Source organism: Amphritea sp. (assembly GCF_016744155.1).
Lineage (GTDB): Bacteria > Pseudomonadota > Gammaproteobacteria > Pseudomonadales > Balneatricaceae > Amphritea.
Window position 1 is genome coordinate 1 of record NZ_JADGEW010000023.1, and the last position, 20,605, is coordinate 20,605.

Consider the following 20,605-nt stretch of genomic DNA (forward strand, 5'->3'; position numbering starts at 1 on the left):
CAGAACTGACGCATAATGCCGGATTATGTATAAAGAGTATGGGGCGTAAGAGACATTTTACGCCCCGTTTTTTAACATAATCGGCGGATATATTATGCGTAGTCATATAATTATCGATAATGCATTTATTTAGGCGTTTAGACAAAAGCGATGACTTACTACTAGTTATTGGAATCATCCAATACAGATGCGCGCTACGTGAAAAATCTGAAGGTTTTGGCGGTAATCATAGCCAGAGACCTCTCTGCGCACGCACAGCTAACAGAGTAAAATCATTACCTGCTCTGCTTAACCGTAAATTGCGATTTGGAGTATTTATAACAGAAGGATTCGCTGAGTAGCGAACCCAAACAATAGTTCAAAAAAGACTTAGGAAATGAGGATTGGCTGGTCCGGGCATTCGTAGCTACAAACTAAATATGGAGACACTGCGATCAATTCACGGGTTTGATAAGACTGAACGATAAGCTCCTGAGCACCACAGGCTTTATCGATTTTAGTTAGTACCTGATAAGGTGCACCCTTGCAAAGCATGCGTTGATTGCCAACGTAGAAGTCAGCATCAAGATAGATCTGATCACCGACGTTAATTTCACGCCAGATAAAATCGGCTTCAATAATTAATTCGGACTGATCCTGGTCATACATCGGCTCTGCCTCATATTGTATTCACTATCGTACAATTACAGTCTGAACTCAAATTGTTCAGGCTTGTACAATATTATGACGAATAGCGATATGTACAAGTTCAGAATTATTATTAATACTCAGTTTGCGCATGATATTGGCACGATGAGCATGAACTGTCTTAGGACTTAGGAACATCATTTCAGCGATCGAAGCGACCGACTGTCCCTCAGCGAGGCAGGAGAATATCTGGAATTCACGTTTAGTCAACTTACTAAAAGGAGAGCTGCTATCAGAAGCGCCTGGAGCAAGCATCTCGCGAATGCTTTCAGCGTAGTATGTGCGCCCTTCTGATATCTCATAAACAGCCTTGAGAAGCTCGTCGGGCGCGCAACGCTTAGTCAGATAACCCGAGGCACCCGCTTGAACCACATGGGCTGGAAACGGCTCGCTCTCCATAACCGTTAGCACAAGAACCTTAGCTTCCGGGTCCTTTGCTCTGATAATACGTATGGCCTCTAGCCCTCCATAAGCCTGTGCTGTATCGCTTTCTGAGCTATCGGTAGGCATTGATAGATCCATAATGACAATATCAGGCTTAACTGAAAAATACTTATCTATGGCTTCCTGACCGCTACTTGCTTCGGCAACAATATCTATCCGACTGTCATTATCTAGCAGGCGTTGAAAGCCCGCCCTGACAACAGGGTGATCATCAACCAGCAAAATCTTGATCATGCTCATATACAATTCAGATCCATTTGAAAACGTAGAGGTTTGGCGATTATACCGGGCGACGCGATGGATTACAGTGGATACTTTAGGTGTGTAAAGACTGCTTTAGCTATTCTTGATCATTATCAGTATTTAACAGGCTGTCGGCTCCCCGATATACGCCATGGGTTTCAATATCTAATGCAACCGCTGGGGACACGTCATCTGCCCGCACAACAACCGGCATAGCAACCAGCTCATCACTGTAACCAATAAGCTGAATGCCTTCTTTTCTGCAGTGTGACATAACTTTCTCAAGCGCCCGGATTACCGCAGTCTGACGCGTACTAAGATGACTATCACTGGGCCGGTCCTGAGAAGGCTTTTTACTGGTGACCTGGCGAGTAGCGTAACCCTGCTCATCAACCAACTGCAAAGTAATGCCAGCCAGCTTCTCCTTTACAAGAACGACCTTTGCCAATGAGAAAACAGCCTCGTCAGTGCAGCACACTGCACCTTCAGCATCGCATTCTTTAATCCCTGCAAGGATATCTTCGTATGACGAACCGTTATCCAGATAAGTATCCATAGTCTCAAATATTCAATTAGTTAGGTCTTTAAGTTAAAGCTTTGCAATAGATTGTGAAGACGTTCAATCTCACGATCTTTTTCACCCAGACGGGCCTCAATTAATGGGTCTGCATATTCTGCGCTAGATCTCTGCTCAAGCTCTCGATAACGGAGATCCTGCTGCCCTATAACTTGCTCAAGCTGGTGCTTCTCTTTCATTGCTTGTCGTTCAATATCAAAAAGCGTTTCTTTCAATTGCTTGTTTTCGTCCAGCAAATTTTGAGCATGCTTTTCAAGTCTCGAAGACTCCCCTTCAAGGTACTGATTTTTATGCTGATATTCCAGTAATTCTTGCTGCTGATTGACTCCACTCCCCTGTTCGAGTTGCTTCAGTGTTATTTCATACTCTTTTACCTTGCGGCGATAATCTCGATTTTCAGCATCCAGTCGCATCTCCCTCTCTTCCTGAGAAAGCTGCTTTTGCTGTAATTCTGAGATGGATTCAAGGCAGCGCTGATTCTCAGCAAGGAGGCGGTCAGACATATTCTGTAGATGACGCAAGTCTTCACGCTCTGCCGCGTTTCGGTCATCGAGCTTCTCTTTCAGCGCCAGATAACGCTGCTCAAGCTGCTGACGCTGATCATTTAACTGATGCTCAGCATACGCCAAAGCCTGCTGCCATAACGCATTTGCACTATCAAAAACAGGCTCTGGAATTTCCGGGCGCTTACTTTTCTCGAGCAACCTCACCCCAAGACCTTGCCACCAATCGTTCAGCGCTTTATTGATGGTTGTAAGACTGCCAGTACCCAGCTCATTTCGCACCATCTGCTGAGTCGGCCTTTTGCCTTGGGCCAACAGACCATCGGCAACCTCAAAAACCTTTTCATACGTTGTCATAATTTTGATGCTACTTTTCAACTTTGATATTAAAAATACATAATACATATTTAATACCAATAATATAATAGGATTCAACTCCCCGCCTCAAAGAGCAAACATTGCTTAGGAGATGAAGAACTTACTTTGTTTTAATTCATAATCGTTTTATGCTGAAAGACAGACATTAGCCACACAAGGAGATGCCCATGTCTATCAGAGTCGCTATTAACGGTTATGGTCGCATAGGACGCAATATACTCCGCGCCCTTTACGAGTCAGGCAAAAACCAACGCATCCAAATAGTCGCCATCAATGATCTGGGCGACAGTAGTGTTAACGCTCACCTTACTGAGTTCGACAGTGTGCACGGACATTTCAGCTTCCCCGTTAGTGCCAATCTGGATGTCATGGAGGTTGCAGGCGATAAAATCAAAATACTGAGCGAAGCCAATCCCCACGCTCTTCCCTGGGCTGAGCTTGATATCGATATCGTTTATGAGTGCACCGGCCACTTCAACAGCCGTGAAGCTGCGGCTGTGCATCTTGAGCAAGGCGCAAAGCGAGTCCTGATATCTGCGCCAGCTAAGAATGCCGACGCAACGATCGTATACGGAGTTAATCACTCAGAACTGAATCCTGAGCATCGGATTATATCCAATGCGTCCTGCACCACCAACTGCCTGGCACCGGTAGCTAAGATACTGAATGACAGCATAGGCATCAACGAAGGGATCATGACCACGATCCACGCCTACACTAACGACCAACACCTCACCGATGCGTATAGCAACGATATCTATCGGGCAAGGGCAGCCGCCCTCTCTATGATCCCTACCCGTACGGGCGCCGCCGAAGCTGTAGGCATTGTCATGCCGGAGCTCAAGGGAAAACTAACGGGTATGGCCGTACGCGTACCTACTGCGAATGTATCACTGGTAGATTTGTGCTTTACACCGGGAAGAAAAACGTCGGTTGAAGAGATAAATCAGCTAATGCTTGATGCCTCAACTGGCAGCCTTAAGGGCGTACTGGAATACAATGAGCGGCCACTGGTATCTGTTGATTTTAATCATCACCCAGCTTCGTCGATCTTTGACAGTACTCAGACCCAGGTTATGGGCGGGTTAGTAAAGGTATTTGCTTGGTACGATAATGAGTGGGGGTTTTCCAACCGAATGCTGGATACCACACTTGAGCTATTCAAAGAGTAGAAATTTAATCACTTGAGGGGAAATGATAGAAGTAAAGCGATTGGAGCGGAATATCGGGCTCGAACCGACGACCTGAACCTTGGCAAGGTTCCGCTCTACCAACTGAGCTAATTCCGCTTCGCTTGTCTTACTGAGTATAGATGAAGATTGTCTATAAATGGTGCCCGGAGCCGGACTTGAACCGGCACGACCTTTCAGTCGGGAGATTTTAAGTCTCCTATGTCTACCGATTCCATCATCCGGGCTAAACAAATATGGAGGCGCGGGTCGGAATCGAACCGGCGTTCACGGAGTTGCAGTCCGCTGCATGACCACTCTGCCACCGCGCCTAAAGAACTACTTACTTTCCAAGCTTTACTCTAGTAGTGCAAGTAAAGTAATTGGAGCGGAATATCGGGCTCGAACCGACGACCTGAACCTTGGCAAGGTTCCGCTCTACCAACTGAGCTAATTCCGCCTACTTCGTAAGAAGTGGTGCGTATTATAGACAGCTCACCTTTTATGTCAACAACTTTTCAACTGGAAAAAAACGCAATCAGATTAATAAGTTAGATCTGTATAACGATTAATCAAATATCGTCAGTCAGGTCCGGCCAAGCCGCTTTTAAATACACATACATAGACCATAGCGTCAGTACTGATGCAAGATACAGTGCACCAATGCCGATCCAGGACCACAACGAGTATGGCACCGCTCCCAGCATAATAAAGATCGCCACCATCTGCAGCGCAGTCTTGAGCTTGCCGACATACGACACGGCGATATTAGACCGCTTTCCTAGTCCTGCCATCCACTCACGCAGAGCTGAGATAACAATCTCCCGGCCGATAATAACAATGGCTGGAATGGTGATCCACCATATCGAATACATATCAACCAGAAGTACCAGCGCTGTCGCAACCATCAACTTATCAGCCACCGGGTCAAGAAATGCACCAAAGGGCGAAGTTTGATTAAGCTTACGGGCCAGATAACCATCAAGCCAATCCGTCGCTGCAGCAAACGCAAAAACAACGGCCGCAGCCATTGGCCCCCATGCGTATGGAAGGTAATAAATCATAACGAATACAGGAATCAAAATGATACGCAGTAAAGTCAGGATGTTAGGTATTTTCATCGACGTACTATTTTCCTGTTACAACGGGGCAAACTAGCGGCTTTATTGCTGCTGTTATGGGTCCGGATGCAGAGTTGCATATATATCTTCTGCAATTTTGCGGCTTATAGTAGAGACTTTTCCGATTTCTTCAATACTTGCCGTCTCAATAGACTGAACACTGCCAAAATGCTTTAACAGTTCTCTGCGGCGTTTTGGCCCCACTCCGGGGATTCCTTCAAGCGAAGACCTACGCCGCGCTTTGCCACGTCGGGCTCGATGACCAGTAATGGCAAATCGGTGCGCTTCATCGCGAATGTACTGTATCAGATGCAGTGCCGGAGAGTCAGAACGCAACACCACTTCAGCACCACTATCACCCAGTATTAGCGTCTCAAGGCCCGCTTTACGATCACTACCTTTCGCAACGCCTAAGATCAAAACCTCATTGATTTGCAGTTCAGCGAGCACATTCACCGCCTGGGTCACCTGCCCTTTACCACCATCAATCAGCAAAATATCAGGAAGTTTACCCTCACCTTTTTTCAACCGGGTATAACGCCGGGTAAGCGCCTGGTGCATAGCCGCATAGTCATCACCACCGGTTATATCTTCAATATTAAAATGACGATAGTCTGACTTTAGCGGCCCGTTACGATCGAATACCACACAGGAGGCCACAGTCGCCTCACCTGAGCTATGGCTAATATCAAAGCATTCCATCCGCTTTGGAACCGCTTCTAGCTGTAGCGCTTCCTGAAGCGCCAGGTAACGGTTGTAAGTATTCTGCTTGCTGGCAAGATGACTTTGCAGGTTTTGTTCGGCATTGGTTTGCGCCAACTTTTGCCAGCCGGCTTTATCTGAACGCACCCGATGCACCAATGAAACCTTGCGACCACTTTTCTCTGTCAGCGCTTCTTCAAGAATTTCACGGTCTGCGGTTTCTTCAATGGTAATCATAACCGGGGGGATTTCCCGACCACTACCTAGATACCACTGAGCAATAAAGGCCGACAGCAACTCAGGCGGCGTTTCTTCAATACTAAATCGAGGGTGATATACCTTACTGCCGATCACGCGTCCGCCTCGAACAAACAGCATATGCATACAGACAGCCCCTGATTGCTGGGCACAACCTATTACATCAGCATCACCACTCGCGCCGCTAACATGCTGCTGTTCCTGCACCTGCTGCAGACTAGAAATCTGATCCCGATAGATCGCGGCATCTTCAAAGTTAAGCGACATTGAAGCGTCATCCATTTGCGAAGCCAGTTCGGTCATAATGGTGCTATTTTTCCCTTCGAGAAACATCATCGCATGACGAATATCTGTCTGATAGGACTCAGGACTGGGAATAGCGACACAGGGAGCGCTGCAACGTTTAATTTGATATTGAAGACAGGGACGCGATCTGTTTTTAAAAAAACTTTCTTCGCACTGACGAATGCGAAACACTTTCTGCATAATAGCCAGGCTATCCCGAACCGCACCACTGCTGGGGAATGGCCCGAAATACCGGCCTTTTTGCCGTTTAGCCCCCCGGTGAAAACGCACTGCAGGGTACTCTTGCCCGGTAGATACAAAAATATAAGGGTAAGATTTATCATCCCGCAACAGAATATTGTAGGGTGGACGATTGGTTTTAATCAGATTTTGTTCCAACAGCAGCGCTTCTGTTTCACTGTTGGTAACCGTAACTTGTATATCCGCTATTCGGCTTACTAGCGCTACAGTCTTGGTATTCAATCCGGTGCTGCGAAAATAGCTACTAACCCGGTTTCTCAGGTTCTTAGCTTTACCCACGTAAAGAATCTCTCCTTTATCGTTAAACATCTGATAGATGCCGGGTCTGCGGGTTAGCCGGGATAGAAATGCCTTACTATCGAAGCCGGTTAAGGCGTCTTGCGTATCCTGCTGATGCAATTCAGTCAGAGAGCTGTTGTCTGAGGTATCATTCATCGGCCTATTCTAACTGCGCTCTATTCTAGACCTCAAGGATATTCAATAACTTATTAGCATCCATGTGAATATGAGTCGCGTCTTTATGAATAACCTCCAGTTGCTTCCGAGTTGTATCAGAGATACCTGCCCCCCGGGATAAACTAACCTCAAGAAAGACACTGATTTCAGCATAGTAGTAAAGCCTGGCATTAAAGCTCTGAGCGCGCTTCAGTTTAGTCAGCGCTATCTGAGCTCCATTAAGCAAAATAGTATTAATATCCGACTCGCCCATCATAGGATGGCGATCCTGTTCGTTTAGTGGAACTTTGAATTCTGTAGGACGGTTTTTTAGAGCCATGAGACATCCTGGTAAAAGTAGAGTAAAGTGAAAATCATTGTATTACTGTATGAGCTTTTCGCGTTAATGTGAACCTATGCTTTATGCGCAGAATGATATGACCAGACCGTCTGAGCTTTGCTCTGATTATCCTCAGGATTCAGGCACTATCTACCAACAAGAGATCGTCCGCGATCTGTTTTGGCTCATACGTAGCCCCTCACTCATGGAGCTGCCCGATCAACTATCCGTTGACTGGCTGTTCGACACCCCTGAAATTGAACAGCAGTTGGCGCTACTCGATAATAACCCAGAACAGTTACTCAGCAAGTTACGCCAACAAGCACGCTTTAGGCTAGGGTATTACTTCGAAGATTTAGTAAGACTTTATCTTAAGTTATTTATGCATCCCACTGATATTAAATGCAATATTCAAGTATCTAGAGATAAAACTACCGTTGGTGAATATGACTTTCTGATGGCGATGCAGGATGGCATTAAAATCCACCTGGAAGCCGCTGTTAAGTATTATCTTTGCACATCAGACGACCCTGATACCTGCCAGCTTAAAGACTTTATTGGCCCTAATCGCTCTGACAGGCTGGACCGTAAATGGCAACGCCTAACGACACATCAGATCAATCTGTCTAACACTGATGCGGGGAAAAACCAGGCGATAGCATTAGATCTGCTACCGGACCGCCACTCTATATTGTTGCGAGGCTTTCTGTTTTACCCACATAAACAGTGGCAACATTACCGGGCACCCGCACCGATCAGCCAGAACCATCTGCGAGGATGGTGGATTCGTACAAGCGAGCTTGAAAAGCTTAACCAGGACAGCCGCTATGTCGTTCTGATGAAACCACGCTGGCTGGCGATGGCTCAATGCAGCTTTCAGGAAACTATCTCCTTTTCAGAGCTGATTAAGACGACTGATAGCATTACTACTCCCCTTTTAATTGCCCGGCTTGAATACGATGCAGGCAAGAAATTATGGCTGGAGGTTGATCGTGGCTTTACCGTTCCAGATAACTGGAACTTACAGACATAAAAAAAGCAGCCTTAGGCTGCTTTTTTATTAATTCGAATCTATTAATCAGCGCGCTGTGATGCTTTAGCTGCATCTTTGGCAATGCACTTACGCAGGTAATGTAGTGCAACAAAACTACCCACTACCATTATTGCAACGAGCGCTACGCTTGGTGCAAAAGAGATCATAGTATACTTATCGGCCATAGAACTGTCCTCATTCGTCTCCGTAATATTAAATACGGATGTTTTATGTGGTTTTTATCATAATTAGTTATAAGGCGCGATTATAGAGCATCCGCCCTCAGGTACAATAGCCCTAAAGGCGTATTACAGAGTTTTGAGCGAACGGCACACTCATGCCGCTCGTTCGATTAGACGACTACTGCTCCAGCCGCTTAACCAGACTAGAAGTATCCCAACGATTTCCGCCCAGTTTCTGAACTTCTGCATAAAACTGATCAACCAGTGCTGTAACGGGCAACTGAGCACCGTTGCTACGGGCTTCATCAAGGGTTATGTTCAGATCCTTACGCATCCAGTCCACGGCGAAACCAAAATCAAACTGGTCATCTATCATTGTCTGATGACGATTAACCATCTGCCAGGAACCAGCCGCTCCATGCTGAATAACATCAAATACCTCAGAAGCATCAAGTCCCGCTTGCTTCGCAAAGTGCACTCCCTCAGCAAGCCCCTGTACCAGGCCAGCAATACAGATCTGATTAACCATTTTAGCCAGCTGACCACTACCGGCAGGCCCTAGCAATTTTGCAGACTTCGCATAACAATCAATAACAGGCGCAATAGTATTATAGGCCGGCTCTTGGCCACCAATCATAATACTCAGAACACCGTTCTCTGCCCCTGCCTGGCCTCCTGAAACCGGTGCGTCAAGAAATTCAAATCCCTGCTTAGAGGCAATTTCTGCCAGCTCCCGGGCTACTTTTGCAGAAGCCGTTGTGTGATCTACTAATACAGCGCCCTGCGCCATACTGCTGTATACACCTTGTGTTCCAGTCACGACCTGACGAAGGTCTTCGTCATTACCCACACAAGTAAAAACAATCTCCGCATCCCGCGCGGCTTCCGCCGGAGTCGCAGCACTAGACCCTTTATGTTGCTGACACCACTGATCAGCTTTTGCAGCTGTGCGGTTATAGACGGTTACTTCGTGTCCGGCTTGCGCCAGGTGGCCTGCCATTGGATAGCCCATTACGCCCAGACCGATAAATGCAACTTTCATACTTTTCCTACTCCACCCAGAGGCTGACTGTTGTTATCATCAGAGTATTCTATGCTATGAGTATAGAAACACCACTATTTTTCAGGGCCCTATGATGCCATCTAAAACACCTCAGAAAACCGTGCGACAATTATGCGGGGCTACGCTATTTATTTTTTTATGCTCTTTTGTAACCGCAGCGTCAGCAGCCGACAGCTTTTATGACAAACTTCAGGTGACTGACATAGAAGGCAACAGCCAAGACCTGAATACATATAAGGGGGGTGTGGTGCTGGTAAATTTCTGGGCTACCTGGTGTCCACCCTGCATAAAAGAGATGCCTTCAATGCAGCGTTTACAACAGCAGTTTGAGCCTGATAAATTTCAAATAGTGGCTATTAATATGGGCCAAAGCGCGACAACGGTAGAAAGCTTTCTGATGGAACAAAGCTTTGAATTTGATCTCCCCGTCTACCTTGATGACATGGGCCGTGCCTTTACTGATATGAAAATCCAGGGGATGCCATCCAGTTTTCTGCTAGACACTGAGGGCAACCTGATTGAAACCATTGTCGGCGCCCGAGAGTGGGATCATCCGGGTAATGTTGAGGCACTCCAAGCGCTGATAGATCAATCAGAATAATTTGTATGTATATACGCAGGTAAATAAGAGACAAAAAAAGGGGCCTTTATATGGCCCCTTTTTTATTTCTAACTATCCGTTCTTACTTTGCGTAAAACGCTTCTGCTGCAGTAAGTGCCTGGCCCTTTGCAATATCAGCGCCCATCCCAGATAGCGTGTTTTCCAACGCGCTGAGACAAAGCAGCACATTCTGTTTATTACACGCAGAACCCATCAAACCGATACGCCATACTTTACCGGCCAAAGCACCTAAACCAGCACCAATCTCTAAGTTGTAGTTAGCCAGCAGCTGACTACGAACTTTCGCTTCATCTATCCCTTCAGGGACGAATACAGAATTAAGCTGAGGCAGACGGTAAGGCTCATCTACCAGGAAGCCGATCCCCATCGCTTCCAGACCTGCGCGTAAAGCGTCGTGGTGATGGCGATGACGTGCCCATGCATTTTCAAGGCCTTCCTCTTCCAGCATCACCAGAGACTCATGGAACGCATAGAGTGAGTTTACCGGCGCAGTATGGTGATAAGCTCGCTTAGCACCGCCACCCCAATACCCCATAACCAACTTCTGATCCAGGAACCAGCTCGGTGTTTTGGATTGACGCTTTTCAATCGCCTCAACTGCACGCTCGCTGAAACTAATAGGAGAGATGCCCGGAGGACAGGACAAGCACTTCTGTGTGCCCGAATAAACAGCATCGATACCCCAGCCAGCAACATCTAACTCTGAACCACCCAGGGAGGTCACCGCATCAACAATAGACAGCGCGCCGTTGTCTCGTGCTATCTGACATAAATGTTTGGCATCAGAGAGTACACCGGTTGAGGTTTCAGCGTGAACAAATGCCAATATTTTAACATCACTATTCGCAGCAAATGCGGATTCAACCTTAGCCGGATCAACCGGTTTGCCCCACTCATCCTCAACCATGATAGCGATGCCACCGAAGCGCTCAACGTTCTCTTTCATCCGACCGCCGAATACACCGTTCTGACAAACAATAACCTTATCACCGGGCTCAACCAGATTTACAAAACAGGCTTCCATGCCGGCAGAGCCAGGAGCAGAGATCGGCATAGTCAGAGGGCTATCAGTTTTAAATGCATACTGCAGCATCTGCTTGACCTCATCCATCATACGGATGAATTCAGGATCAAGGTGACCAATAGTTGGGCGGGCCATTGCTGCAAGAACGCGAGGGCTGACATCTGAAGGACCTGGCCCCATCAGGGTGCGCAGCGGTGGATAGAAAGATTTTGTCATTTTCCGTTGCTCTTTATCGTTATTTTAAATATTAATTATGCAGCTTCATCGGCAATCGTCTGTACGATCGCCATCACCATCTCAGCTGAATGCTTAGCGGCAACAACCAGAAACTGCTCAAATGAAAGGTTGGATTCTTTCCCAGCTATATCCGACAGAGAGCGGATTACAATAAATGGGATATCAAACTGATGACAGGTCTGAGCAATAGCCGCCGCTTCCATCTCAACCGCTTTCATAGTCGGGAAATGTTCACGGGTTTTAGCTACCCGCTCAGGACAGTTCATAAAGGAATCACCGGTGGCGATCAGTCCCTGGACGGTTTTAATACCCTCCATGCGTGAGATACAGCGCTGGGCGACATCCGCCAGAAAATTATCGGGAATAAACGCGGCAGGCAAACCAGGAAGCTGGCCATGCTCATAACCAAAGATAGTGACATCAACATCGTGATGACGTACTTCAGTCGAGATTACAACGTCCCCTACTTCCAGCTCTTCAGAGAAGCCTCCAGCGGACCCGGTGTTAATCACACAAGTAGGTTGGAACTCTTGCAGCATTAGCGTGGTGCCAATAGCGGCATTCACTTTACCTATACCAGACTTGAGCAATACCACCTCAATACCATGCATAGATCCGGTATAAAGACTGTAACCGGCGATGGTATATTCCTGTCGCCCCTCCAGAGTTTCCTTCAGCAGTTCGACCTCTTCATCCATGGCGCCGATAATACCAATTTTAAGCTGATTAGACTGAGCCTTGAGCCGCTCAGAAAAGGAGATGTTGTTGATCATCCGGGGTGATTCCATCACTAAATAATATAAAGAGGTAAGGATACGCAATTTGTACGGTTGGACAATAGACCAAAAGCAGAAAACCGACAATATGGACGAATATTATTCAAGAATCTCTAACTTCAGCCCTTTTGCCCTCAAACGGTCACCCCGTTCATTAATAAAACGCTGGAATTCGGGTTCACGTAAATACTCGCCCTCTGAGACATACTCCAATGCGCTATTGAAATGGAAAGCACGAACATAAGCATCAATGCGTAGCTGCTCTATGCCTTGTGCATCAAGCAGCAACCAGGAAGGAAAATAGGATAAACCTAACTTGGACGCCCATTGTCTGGCGGACAGACGGGTTCCATCAGGTAGAATGATCTGCGGATTGCTCCCGAGATCGATAGTTATATATGTAAAATTATTAAGTAACTTCTGAGTATCAGGCCGCTCAAGAATATCGACGTCGAATTCCAGGCAATGATCACAGTCATCACTGACAAACTGTATAGCTACGGGCTTCCCTATAGGGATATCCAGTGTCTTCGCCCCTACCTCATCAGCAGGTGAAGCTAGAGGCAGAGCCTTCGCTTGTAGTTGATCCAGCTGTTTTAAGAAGGTATCAACTGGCCGATAGCCATCAATTCTCAATTGCGGGGAGCCATCTGTATTCAGAAAAATTAGCGTTGGGGTATATTGAACCCGCAATTTTACTGCAAACTCTTTCTCGGTCAGCTCGCTACCATCGGGCAGCGTTATGCTTCTGTCACCCCAAAGGTCCAGCGCTATCAGATCATAGCTCTGCTGCATTCTTGCATGAACGACAGGGTCACGGAAAACCTGAGTAATAAGGTTGTAGCAATAGGGACAGCCTGCCTGATGAAAATAAAGCACCAGATTGCGTTGCGCATCTGCAGCCTCTTCAATATCCTCGCCCAGATCCAGAAAACTCTCTTTAAACCAGTCAGGCTGGGGTATTTGTACGCCTTGTTCCAGCACCATCATCTTATGCTCAGCCAAAACACTCAATGACTGAAATAGCATGATCAGGATTAATAGACAGCGTCTGCACGAGATTACAGGCATAGCCTTTCCTTTATTAGCAGTAAGGGTTCTTCACATTCAGTTTGACGGTAATTCGCTATCCTGCAAGTTTTCGGATGAGGGTGCGGGATAAAGCCCCTGCCAACCAAATCCAGCAAACAACTTATCAACCCATGGAGTGACCGGGGCCTCAATAACAATGGGCTGACCTGAAAACGGATGAATGAACTCCAATTTAGTAGCCATCAAGAGTAAACGCTCTAAACCAAAGTTTTCCCTAAACAGGGTATTATGCTTCCCGTCACCGTGGTTTGTATCGCCAACCAGTGGGTGGAAAAGATGTTTAAGGTGGCGACGAATCTGATGCTTACGCCCTGTTTTTGGCTTAACCTCGATCAGCGAATAACGAGCTGCAGGGTATTTCCCCACAGGAATCGGCAGCTCAACCGTCCCCAGTCGCCTATATTCACTGACTGCCTCTTTAGCGGGCTTATCCGGATCGGCATGTTTGTCGGCAATCTTATCGAGAATCTCTTTCAGGGGATGATCAATAACCCCCGCTTCCTCGGTATAGCCACGACACACACAGAGATAGGTTTTCTGCACTTGTCGCTCAGCAAAGCAAAGGTTAAGCCTCTTTGCCGCTTCAGAAGATTTGGCAAAGATCAGTACTCCCGATGTCGGACGGTCCAGCCGATGAACGGTGTAGGCTTTGATGCCCATTTGCTCTCGAATTAAAGCGATCGCATTGGCCGCCCTACGCTCTATTGGGCTGGGATGAACCAGCATCCCCGCCGGCTTATCAATAGCAAGGTAGTGTTCATCTTCGAAAAGAATGTTGATGGAGGGCATCGTTATGGCTTATCTGGATTGCTCAAGCCGCGAAGCTTATCAATAAATCACCCTAATATCTTATGAACCTCCTTATTCATATCGGGTCATACTTATTAACACGTAATACCTGTATGGTTGAAATCCTGATAAAAACCTATATATATAGGATAACCGTTAAACTTAAACGGCACCTAAAGCCTTAATTTTCAGAGGGATAAGATGCGTAATATCGATACAATGACCGTCCGTTCAGAGGAATCTGTACTGTCGACCAACAAGGTGATTCGCAACACCTACACGCTGCTAGCGATGACACTGGTATTCAGTGCGGTAATGGCTGGCGTTTCCATGATCATTAACCCGCCTATGCTATTAGCTATTGGCGCTTTAATTGCTGGCTTTATACTGACGTTTGTCATCAATAAAAAACAGAATAGTGCCGCTGCGCTGCCACTTGTTTTTGCATTTACCGGACTGTTTGGCTTTGCATTAGGACCTATTCTTAATAGCTATCTAGCTATGGCTAATGGTGGCCAGATAGTCATGACCGCTATGGGTATGACTGCGGCGACCTTCCTTGGTCTGTCAGCTTATGTGCTGACTAGCAAGAAAGACTTCAGCTTCATGGGTGGTTTCCTGGCCGCTGGCATGATGGTTGTAATGATCTCCATGGTGGCATTGTTCGCCCTGCCATTCTTTGGTGTTCATATTCCAGCATTGCATTTGGCTTTCTCTGCGGCAGTTGTATTACTGATGGCAGGTTTCATCGTTTATGACACCAGCAATATCGTCAATGGTACTTACACCAACTACATCATGGCGACCGTAAGCCTCTACACCAGCATATTCAACCTGTTCATCCATCTGCTTAGCCTGGTTGGTTTCCTTAACGACGACTAAGCCTTTGAATATGCCTGTTTTAAAAAAGGTAGATATGAAAGCTTGACCCAAGCACTTCATACACTGAAACACCACACAAAGCCCTGCAATCCTGATAAGATTGCAGGGCTTTTTTAGTTAACTGAAAACAAGATACTATGATTTTTTCAATTGTCGTTACCGGTGCACCCTATAGCTCTCAGGCAGCAGACAGCGCCCTGCGTTACTGCAAAAGCCTGTTGAAACTTGAGCATCAGATACATCGAATCTTTTTTTACGCGGATGGCGTTCATAATGCTTCAGAACTGGCTGTGCCTCCTCAGGATGAAACCAACATCCCGAGTGAATGGGCGCAACTGGCTGAGCAACATAAGCTGGATATGGTTGTTTGTATCGCAGCAGCGGTCAGACGCGGCGTACTTGATGAAAACGAAGCTGGGCGTTATGAAAAAAACAGCCACAACCTTACTCCCCCCTTCGTACTATCCGGGCTTGGGCAGTTGGTGGAAGCGGGTATCGTTTCTGATCGTGTTGTAACTTTTGGGGCCTGATAATGAGCGATACAAAAAAGTCATTCCTGATCATTAATCGTAAAGCACCCTACGGTTGCAGCGCTGCCCGTGACGCTCTCGATGTAGCCCTTACTATCTCTGTATTTGAGCAGCCTTTGAGCCTGTTATTTATGGACGACGCTGTGCTTCAATTATTACCAGCACAGAATCCTGCTGGTATCGGACAGAAAAACCTGTCAGCCAATCTAGCTATGCTGGAGATGTACGATATCGATCAGCTGCATGTTTGTAGCGAAGCCCTACAACAGCGAGGCTTACGTGCTGAAGATATAGAGCTGAATATTAATCTGCTTGACCGGAGTGGTATTGCTACCCTGATCAAACAGCACGACCAAGTCCTGAGTTTCTGAATATGACCCTGCATACTATTAACAAAACACCGACGGAAAGTAGCGCACTCAACAATTGTTTAGCGTCACTCTCCGATGGCGATGCCCTGCTGTTGATCGAGAATGGTGTTTACGCTGCCATGCCAGGCTACGCAGAATTATTTACCCGGCTCCCGGCGTCCGTTCAATGCTACCTGCTAGGCGAAGACAGCTCCGCACGGGGACTGAATGATCTCAATCCCGATTTTCGCAGTATAGATTACGACGGATTTGTCGAGCTAAGCTGTCGATATAACAAAGTCGTGAGTTGGTTTTAGCATGACCGAAATTTTGATAAACGATCAACCTGTCCCTGTTGATCCTGAGGGATTTCTACGAAACCTTGGTGACTGGACCCCCGAAGCAGCTGAACAGTTAGCCCTGCAGGAAGGTGTTCAGCTGACGGAAGCCCATTGGGAAATTCTGACTGTCCTACGACAGTTTTATCAGACATTTGAGATGTCACCGGCGATGCGTCCTCTGGTTAAAGCCGTAGCGGCTGAACTGGGTCCTGATAAAGGAAAAAGTATCTATCTGATGTCCTTATTTCCCGGAAGCCCTGCCAAACTAGCCAGTAAGATCGCAGGCTTACCTAAACCCACTAACTGTTTGTAAGAGAGCTTCTCCAGATGAAGATTACTTTCCTTGGAATCGGCCTGATGGGACGCCCAATGGCCATAAACCTTCTGAAAGCGGGATACAGCCTTACGCTTTGGAATCGTACTCAAAGTAAAGCAGAAGCATTGATTGATCTTGGTGCGATTGTTAAAAGCAGCCCTCGGGATGCCGTCGCCAACGCTGACATCACTATTACCATGCTTGAAAACGGCCCCATCGTAGATCAGGTTTTATTTGCGCCCCAAGCAGACCTGACTTTCAAGCCTGGCAGTACCGTTATTGATATGAGTTCAATTCCGCCGGAGCTGGCCAAGCAGCATTACCGTCAATTCCAGACATTGGGTATCAATTATCTCGATGCACCGGTTTCAGGCGGCACAGTGGGAGCAGAACAAGCAGCGCTTTCAATTATGGCTGGTGGAGAAAAGACGGTGTTTGATGCCTGCCTCCAGGTTTTGAAAGCTCTAGGTAAGGCCACTTACATTGGCCCTGCGGGCTCTGGTCAACTGGCTAAGTGTGCGAACCAGGCCATTGTCGGGATTACTATCGGCGCTGTTGCAGAGGCTCTTTTACTGGCCGCTGAAGGCGGTGCTGATCCAGTCGCTGTCCGTGAAGCCTTGATGGGAGGGTTTGCCAGTAGCCGCATTCTGGAACTGCACGGACAGAGGATGATTGATCGGGAATTTAATCCCGGTGCGACCTCCAGAGTACAGTTAAAAGATTTACGTACTATTCTTGATACTGCCCGCTCAGAAAACCTGACCCTGCCGTTAGCACAGCAAACCTTTAATCAATATCAGGAACTGGTAAGCAAAGGTTATGAAGAGGTTGATCACAGCGGCCTGCTTCTGCAATTGGAGATGTTAAACGGTAATCGCACTCTCTCAGATAAGCCAACACAGTCTCCCTACTCTGAAGAGAATAATTCGGAGGCTAAGGAAAATGCCTGATTTTGCCGTTAACTTAAGCATGCTGTTCACTGAGGTTCCACTCGCGGAACGTTTCAGTTTAGCCGCAGAGCATGGCTTCAGAAAAGTGGAAATTCAGTTTCCATATGAACTTCCTGCCGTTCAACTCGCCAGCCTTCTCGAACAGAATAAACAGCAGTTGGTCTTACTGAATGCACCTGCAGGTAACTGGCATAAAAGTGACCGTGGCATTGCCTGCCAACCGCACAGAATTGAAGAGTTTCGCCAGGGAATATCTTTGGCCATTGAATACGCTAATATTCTAAAATGCAATAATATCAATATATTATCAGGCATAGCTCCGGTTGATTATGAGCCTATTGAGATTAAGCAGACCTTTATCGACAACCTCCGGTTTTGTGCGGAATCATTCGCTAAAGCAGGTATTCAGTTGTTAGTTGAAGCGATCAATACCCAGGACATTCCTGGTTTTTATCTTAATAACAGCCGTCAGGCTTTTGACCTTTTCAATGAAATTGACCACCCCAACATCAAGCTACAGTACGACATTTATCATATGCAGATCATGGAAGGGAATTTGATTCAAACCCTGCGAGAAAACCTTGATAAAATTGGCCACATCCAGTTTGCAGATGTTCCCGGAAGGCACGAACCCCAAACTGGGGAGCTTAACTTCAGCAATATTTTTCAAGCACTTGATGATATGGGATACTCCGGTATTACTAGCCTAGAATATAATCCTTCAACCAGCACGACTGAAAGTTTACGCTGGATGAAACAGATAGCATAAAGAGAGTGATCTATGGGTCTTGAAGACGCAGCAGCGCAATTACAGCAGATTCAGGCTGAACTTAGCTCAGATAGCTTTGATCTAAATAAGAAAAAAGGCGACTCAGAAGTTTATCGAAAGTGGGCTACGTTCACTATCGCCCAAGAACTTTACGCTATCGACGTAATGCAGGTAAAAGAGGTTCTTCGCTTTACCGACATCACCCCGGTTCCAGGGGCTCCTGATGGTATTCTAGGGATAATAAACCTCCGCGGTAGCGTAGTGACGGTTATCAGCTCCAGAACTCTTTTCAATCTCGAAGACAGAGAGATCGATCATAATACTCGTATTATGGTTGTTGAATTTGATGACCAGGAAGTACTTGGAATTTTAGTCGATGGTGTCGATGAAGTTCTTAATTTGCCGGAAAGTGAAACTGAGCGGGCACCAGGCCTCATTGGTGAAGATACCCAACGTCAGTTTGTACAGGGTGTTTGTTATCGCGAAGAGCAACTTATTATTCTACTGGATCTGGAAAAGATGCTGGTTGGAATGAAGTTACATATTGGCGAAAAACGATAGCCTTAAAGAGATTATTCAACCTGAATAATCTAGCCTATATGCACCGCTATCTGTCGCAACTGGCTACCATGGCGGTGTTCCCAGCAGAAAATCCCTTGCCACGTCCCCAACAATATCTGGCCACCCTTAACGGGCAAGGATAATGTGGTAGCAGTTAATGCTGCTTTTATATGAGCGGGCATATCATCCCGGCCCTCAAATACGTGCGTATAGATAGCATCACCTTCGGGAACCAAGCGATTTAACCAGTTTTCCAGATCATGCTGAGCGCTGGGATCTGCGTTCTCCTGTATTGTCAGACTGGCACTGGTATGCTGAATCAACAGAGAACAAAGCCCCTCTTTTACACCACTGGCAACTAACAACTGGCGCACCCTCTCTGTTATCTCATACAACCCCTGCCCGTGGGTTTTAATACTGATTATCTCCACCACAATCTACGTCTCCAAAAAATATCCTATAAAAGGCTCTCCCATAAAAAAGCCCCGCCAGATTAAATCTGTCGGGGCATTATCTCTAATTAAAGATTAGGAAGAACAGGGCTTACACAGAATTATAGTACTCTGTTGTTATTCATAAACTTACTTTCCGCGCTTGGCCCGGTGCCATCGGCATACAGGGTTACGCCGGATTTCAGACAGATAGTCAGGTCCATATGAGAGGCTTCTGTCTCTTCAGGCAACAGATCTGCAACAACCGCCTTTTCCTCAAGCAGCTCAAACTCAGTCGCGGTAAGCTGCTTACGACTGAAGTCACTGATATCAAGGCCGTGGACAATCTGATAACGACCATAATTACAGCGCACAGGGAAAGAGAAGAAAACTCCTTTCTCAATACCGTAACTGCCATCACTCAGAATACCCATGCTGACAATCTCACCAGGCTCAGTACCCTGAGTCCAGTTATGCATTTGGTCAACAATCGCTTGTGCTGCTGAGGCCGCACTGGAGAGCCCACGAGCTTTAATAATTTCACTGCCACGTTCCTGAACACGGGGAATGAAGTGATCCCGATACCAGGCTGTATCTATCTGCCCCATAGCAGGTACACCGAAAACGGTGGCATGATTCAAATCTGGATACTGGGTTGGAGAATGATTACCCCAGATAATGATATTCTGGATATCACGGGCCGTAACACCACACTGACTGGCAAGCATACCTTTGGCACGGTTGTGGTCCAGTCGTGTCAGACAGGTAAACTGAGAAGGACTGAGGTCTGGTGAATTACGACTGGCAATCAGCGCATTGGTGTTAGCCGGGTTACCGGTAACAAGTACCTTTACATCACGGTTAGCGAAATCATTAAGCGCCTTGCCCTGACGAGCAAATATTTCAGCGTTAACTTCGATCAGATCACTACGCTCCATCCCTGGCCCACGAGGACGGGCACCAACGAGTAATGCGTAATGGCAATTCTTAAAACCCTCTTCTACATTGTCATGCAGAGTAATGGTATGCAGTAATGGATAGGCACAATCTTCCAGCTCCATTGCAACACCACGCAGAGACTCCATAGCGCCGGGCAATTCGATCAACTGAAGGATCACTGGCTGATCCCTGCCCATCATTTCGCCAGCGGCAATTTTAAATAACAAACTATAACTAATGGCACCCGCAGCGCCTGTAACGGCTATTCGAACTGGCCTTCTCATGATCTATCACCTACTCATTATTTTTATATTC

Annotated in this window: 25 protein-coding genes, 4 tRNA genes and 1 pseudogene; 11 read left to right on the forward strand and 19 right to left on the reverse strand. The window is 46.7% G+C overall.

Annotated features, from left to right (window positions below; genetic code table 11):
- Positions 1–369 precede the first annotated feature (369 nt).
- From QZZ54_RS15125 to QZZ54_RS15140, 4 genes are all read right to left on the reverse strand, one after another.
- Positions 370–648, reverse strand: a complete 279-nt coding sequence (locus QZZ54_RS15125) for a hypothetical protein (protein WP_290703667.1) — start codon at positions 646–648, stop codon at positions 370–372.
- A gap of 57 nt (positions 649–705) precedes the next feature.
- On the reverse strand, positions 706–1,371 hold the full coding sequence (locus QZZ54_RS15130) for a response regulator transcription factor (RefSeq protein ID WP_290703669.1): 666 nt from the start codon (positions 1,369–1,371) through the stop codon (positions 706–708).
- Between the two features lie 100 nt (positions 1,372–1,471).
- Positions 1,472–1,930, reverse strand: a complete 459-nt coding sequence (locus QZZ54_RS15135) for a response regulator (protein ID WP_290703671.1) — start codon at positions 1,928–1,930, stop codon at positions 1,472–1,474.
- A 20-nt stretch (positions 1,931–1,950) separates the two neighbouring features.
- Positions 1,951–2,811, reverse strand: coding sequence for a DNA-binding protein (locus tag QZZ54_RS15140; RefSeq protein ID WP_290703673.1), 861 nt, complete (start codon positions 2,809–2,811; stop codon positions 1,951–1,953).
- A 188-nt stretch (positions 2,812–2,999) separates the two neighbouring features.
- Here QZZ54_RS15140 and gap point away from each other — a divergent pair, with 188 nt between their 5' ends.
- A complete protein-coding gene (gene gap, locus QZZ54_RS15145; protein WP_290703675.1) occupies positions 3,000–4,004 on the forward strand; it encodes a type I glyceraldehyde-3-phosphate dehydrogenase in 1,005 nt (334 codons plus the stop codon).
- A gap of 41 nt (positions 4,005–4,045) precedes the next feature.
- Here gap and QZZ54_RS15150 read toward each other — a convergent pair.
- The 7 genes from QZZ54_RS15150 to QZZ54_RS15180 all read right to left on the reverse strand — a co-directional run bounded on the left by QZZ54_RS15150 (position 4,046) and on the right by QZZ54_RS15180 (position 7,403).
- A tRNA-Gly gene (locus QZZ54_RS15150) sits at positions 4,046–4,121 on the reverse strand.
- A gap of 41 nt (positions 4,122–4,162) precedes the next feature.
- Positions 4,163–4,249: transfer RNA gene (locus tag QZZ54_RS15155), tRNA-Leu, on the reverse strand.
- A gap of 10 nt (positions 4,250–4,259) precedes the next feature.
- A tRNA-Cys gene (locus QZZ54_RS15160) sits at positions 4,260–4,333 on the reverse strand.
- A gap of 52 nt (positions 4,334–4,385) precedes the next feature.
- Positions 4,386–4,461, reverse strand: a tRNA-Gly gene (locus QZZ54_RS15165).
- Between the two features lie 112 nt (positions 4,462–4,573).
- Positions 4,574–5,122, reverse strand: a complete 549-nt coding sequence (pgsA, locus tag QZZ54_RS15170) for a CDP-diacylglycerol--glycerol-3-phosphate 3-phosphatidyltransferase (RefSeq protein WP_290703677.1) — start codon at positions 5,120–5,122, stop codon at positions 4,574–4,576.
- A gap of 54 nt (positions 5,123–5,176) precedes the next feature.
- Positions 5,177–7,063 (reverse strand): excinuclease ABC subunit UvrC, encoded by a 1,887-nt coding sequence (gene uvrC, locus QZZ54_RS15175; protein WP_290703679.1) that lies wholly within the window; start codon positions 7,061–7,063, stop codon positions 5,177–5,179.
- Positions 7,064–7,088: 25 nt separating this feature from the next.
- Positions 7,089–7,403 carry an excinuclease ABC subunit C gene (locus QZZ54_RS15180; RefSeq protein ID WP_290703681.1) on the reverse strand — a complete coding sequence of 105 codons (315 nt, stop codon included), beginning with the start codon at positions 7,401–7,403 and terminating at the stop codon, positions 7,089–7,091.
- Between the two features lie 97 nt (positions 7,404–7,500).
- On the opposite strand from QZZ54_RS15180, the gene QZZ54_RS15185 reads away from it, so the two are divergent.
- Positions 7,501–8,436, forward strand: coding sequence for a DUF1853 family protein (locus QZZ54_RS15185; RefSeq protein ID WP_290703683.1), 936 nt, complete (start codon positions 7,501–7,503; stop codon positions 8,434–8,436).
- 41 nt (positions 8,437–8,477) lie between these two features.
- On the opposite strand, the gene QZZ54_RS15190 is transcribed toward QZZ54_RS15185, so the two are convergent.
- Positions 8,478–8,621: a hypothetical protein gene (locus QZZ54_RS15190; protein ID WP_290703684.1), complete on the reverse strand. Its 144-nt coding sequence runs from the start codon at positions 8,619–8,621 to the stop codon at positions 8,478–8,480.
- A 175-nt stretch (positions 8,622–8,796) separates the two neighbouring features.
- A pseudogene (locus QZZ54_RS15195) lies at positions 8,797–9,669 on the reverse strand (NAD(P)-dependent oxidoreductase); the annotation flags it as partial.
- A gap of 82 nt (positions 9,670–9,751) precedes the next feature.
- On the opposite strand from QZZ54_RS15195, the gene QZZ54_RS15200 reads away from it, so the two are divergent.
- Complete coding sequence (locus QZZ54_RS15200) at positions 9,752–10,282, forward strand: TlpA disulfide reductase family protein (RefSeq protein ID WP_290703688.1); 531 nt, start codon at positions 9,752–9,754, stop codon at positions 10,280–10,282.
- Between the two features lie 82 nt (positions 10,283–10,364).
- Here the strand turns inward: QZZ54_RS15200 and QZZ54_RS15205 are convergent, their stop codons facing one another.
- The 4 genes from QZZ54_RS15205 to QZZ54_RS15220 form a co-directional block, all read right to left on the reverse strand.
- Positions 10,365–11,543: an alanine--glyoxylate aminotransferase family protein gene (locus QZZ54_RS15205; protein WP_290703690.1), complete on the reverse strand. Its 1,179-nt coding sequence runs from the start codon at positions 11,541–11,543 to the stop codon at positions 10,365–10,367.
- Positions 11,544–11,578: 35 nt separating this feature from the next.
- Positions 11,579–12,337 (reverse strand): 5'-methylthioadenosine/S-adenosylhomocysteine nucleosidase, encoded by a 759-nt coding sequence (mtnN, locus tag QZZ54_RS15210; protein ID WP_290703692.1) that lies wholly within the window; start codon positions 12,335–12,337, stop codon positions 11,579–11,581.
- A 102-nt stretch (positions 12,338–12,439) separates the two neighbouring features.
- Positions 12,440–13,411: a thioredoxin fold domain-containing protein gene (locus tag QZZ54_RS15215; protein WP_290703694.1), complete on the reverse strand. Its 972-nt coding sequence runs from the start codon at positions 13,409–13,411 to the stop codon at positions 12,440–12,442.
- Positions 13,412–13,447: 36 nt separating this feature from the next.
- The gene (locus QZZ54_RS15220) at positions 13,448–14,221 is read right to left on the reverse strand and encodes a pseudouridine synthase (protein ID WP_290703696.1); all 774 of its coding nucleotides are present in this window, start codon (positions 14,219–14,221) and stop codon (positions 13,448–13,450) included.
- A 201-nt stretch (positions 14,222–14,422) separates the two neighbouring features.
- Here QZZ54_RS15220 and QZZ54_RS15225 point away from each other — a divergent pair, with 201 nt between their 5' ends.
- The 8 genes from QZZ54_RS15225 to QZZ54_RS15260 all read left to right on the forward strand — a co-directional run bounded on the left by QZZ54_RS15225 (position 14,423) and on the right by QZZ54_RS15260 (position 18,920).
- Positions 14,423–15,103 (forward strand): Bax inhibitor-1/YccA family protein, encoded by a 681-nt coding sequence (locus QZZ54_RS15225; RefSeq protein WP_290703698.1) that lies wholly within the window; start codon positions 14,423–14,425, stop codon positions 15,101–15,103.
- Between the two features lie 137 nt (positions 15,104–15,240).
- Positions 15,241–15,633, forward strand: coding sequence for a sulfurtransferase complex subunit TusD (tusD, locus tag QZZ54_RS15230; RefSeq protein WP_290703700.1), 393 nt, complete (start codon positions 15,241–15,243; stop codon positions 15,631–15,633).
- A 2-nt stretch (positions 15,634–15,635) separates the two neighbouring features.
- Complete coding sequence (gene tusC, locus QZZ54_RS15235; RefSeq protein ID WP_290703702.1) at positions 15,636–16,004, forward strand: sulfurtransferase complex subunit TusC; 369 nt, start codon at positions 15,636–15,638, stop codon at positions 16,002–16,004.
- 2 nt (positions 16,005–16,006) lie between these two features.
- Positions 16,007–16,300, forward strand: coding sequence for a sulfurtransferase complex subunit TusB (gene tusB, locus QZZ54_RS15240; RefSeq protein WP_290703704.1), 294 nt, complete (start codon positions 16,007–16,009; stop codon positions 16,298–16,300).
- A gap of 1 nt (position 16,301) precedes the next feature.
- Positions 16,302–16,637: a TusE/DsrC/DsvC family sulfur relay protein gene (locus QZZ54_RS15245; protein WP_290703706.1), complete on the forward strand. Its 336-nt coding sequence runs from the start codon at positions 16,302–16,304 to the stop codon at positions 16,635–16,637.
- A gap of 14 nt (positions 16,638–16,651) precedes the next feature.
- Positions 16,652–17,590 carry an NAD(P)-dependent oxidoreductase gene (locus tag QZZ54_RS15250; RefSeq protein ID WP_290703708.1) on the forward strand — a complete coding sequence of 313 codons (939 nt, stop codon included), beginning with the start codon at positions 16,652–16,654 and terminating at the stop codon, positions 17,588–17,590.
- Positions 17,583–18,359, forward strand: coding sequence for a hydroxypyruvate isomerase family protein (locus QZZ54_RS15255; protein ID WP_290703709.1), 777 nt, complete (start codon positions 17,583–17,585; stop codon positions 18,357–18,359). Before QZZ54_RS15250 ends, QZZ54_RS15255 begins: the two co-directional genes overlap by 8 nt.
- Positions 18,360–18,371: 12 nt before the next feature.
- On the forward strand, positions 18,372–18,920 hold the full coding sequence (locus tag QZZ54_RS15260) for a chemotaxis protein CheW (protein WP_290703711.1): 549 nt from the start codon (positions 18,372–18,374) through the stop codon (positions 18,918–18,920).
- Between the two features lie 29 nt (positions 18,921–18,949).
- Here QZZ54_RS15260 and QZZ54_RS15265 read toward each other — a convergent pair whose 3' ends face one another.
- Entirely contained in the window at positions 18,950–19,354 is a 405-nt protein-coding gene (locus QZZ54_RS15265) for a secondary thiamine-phosphate synthase enzyme YjbQ (protein WP_290703713.1), read from the reverse strand.
- 119 nt (positions 19,355–19,473) lie between these two features.
- Positions 19,474–20,574 (reverse strand): malate dehydrogenase, encoded by a 1,101-nt coding sequence (locus QZZ54_RS15270; protein WP_290703715.1) that lies wholly within the window; start codon positions 20,572–20,574, stop codon positions 19,474–19,476.
- Positions 20,575–20,605: the final 31 nt, after the last annotated feature.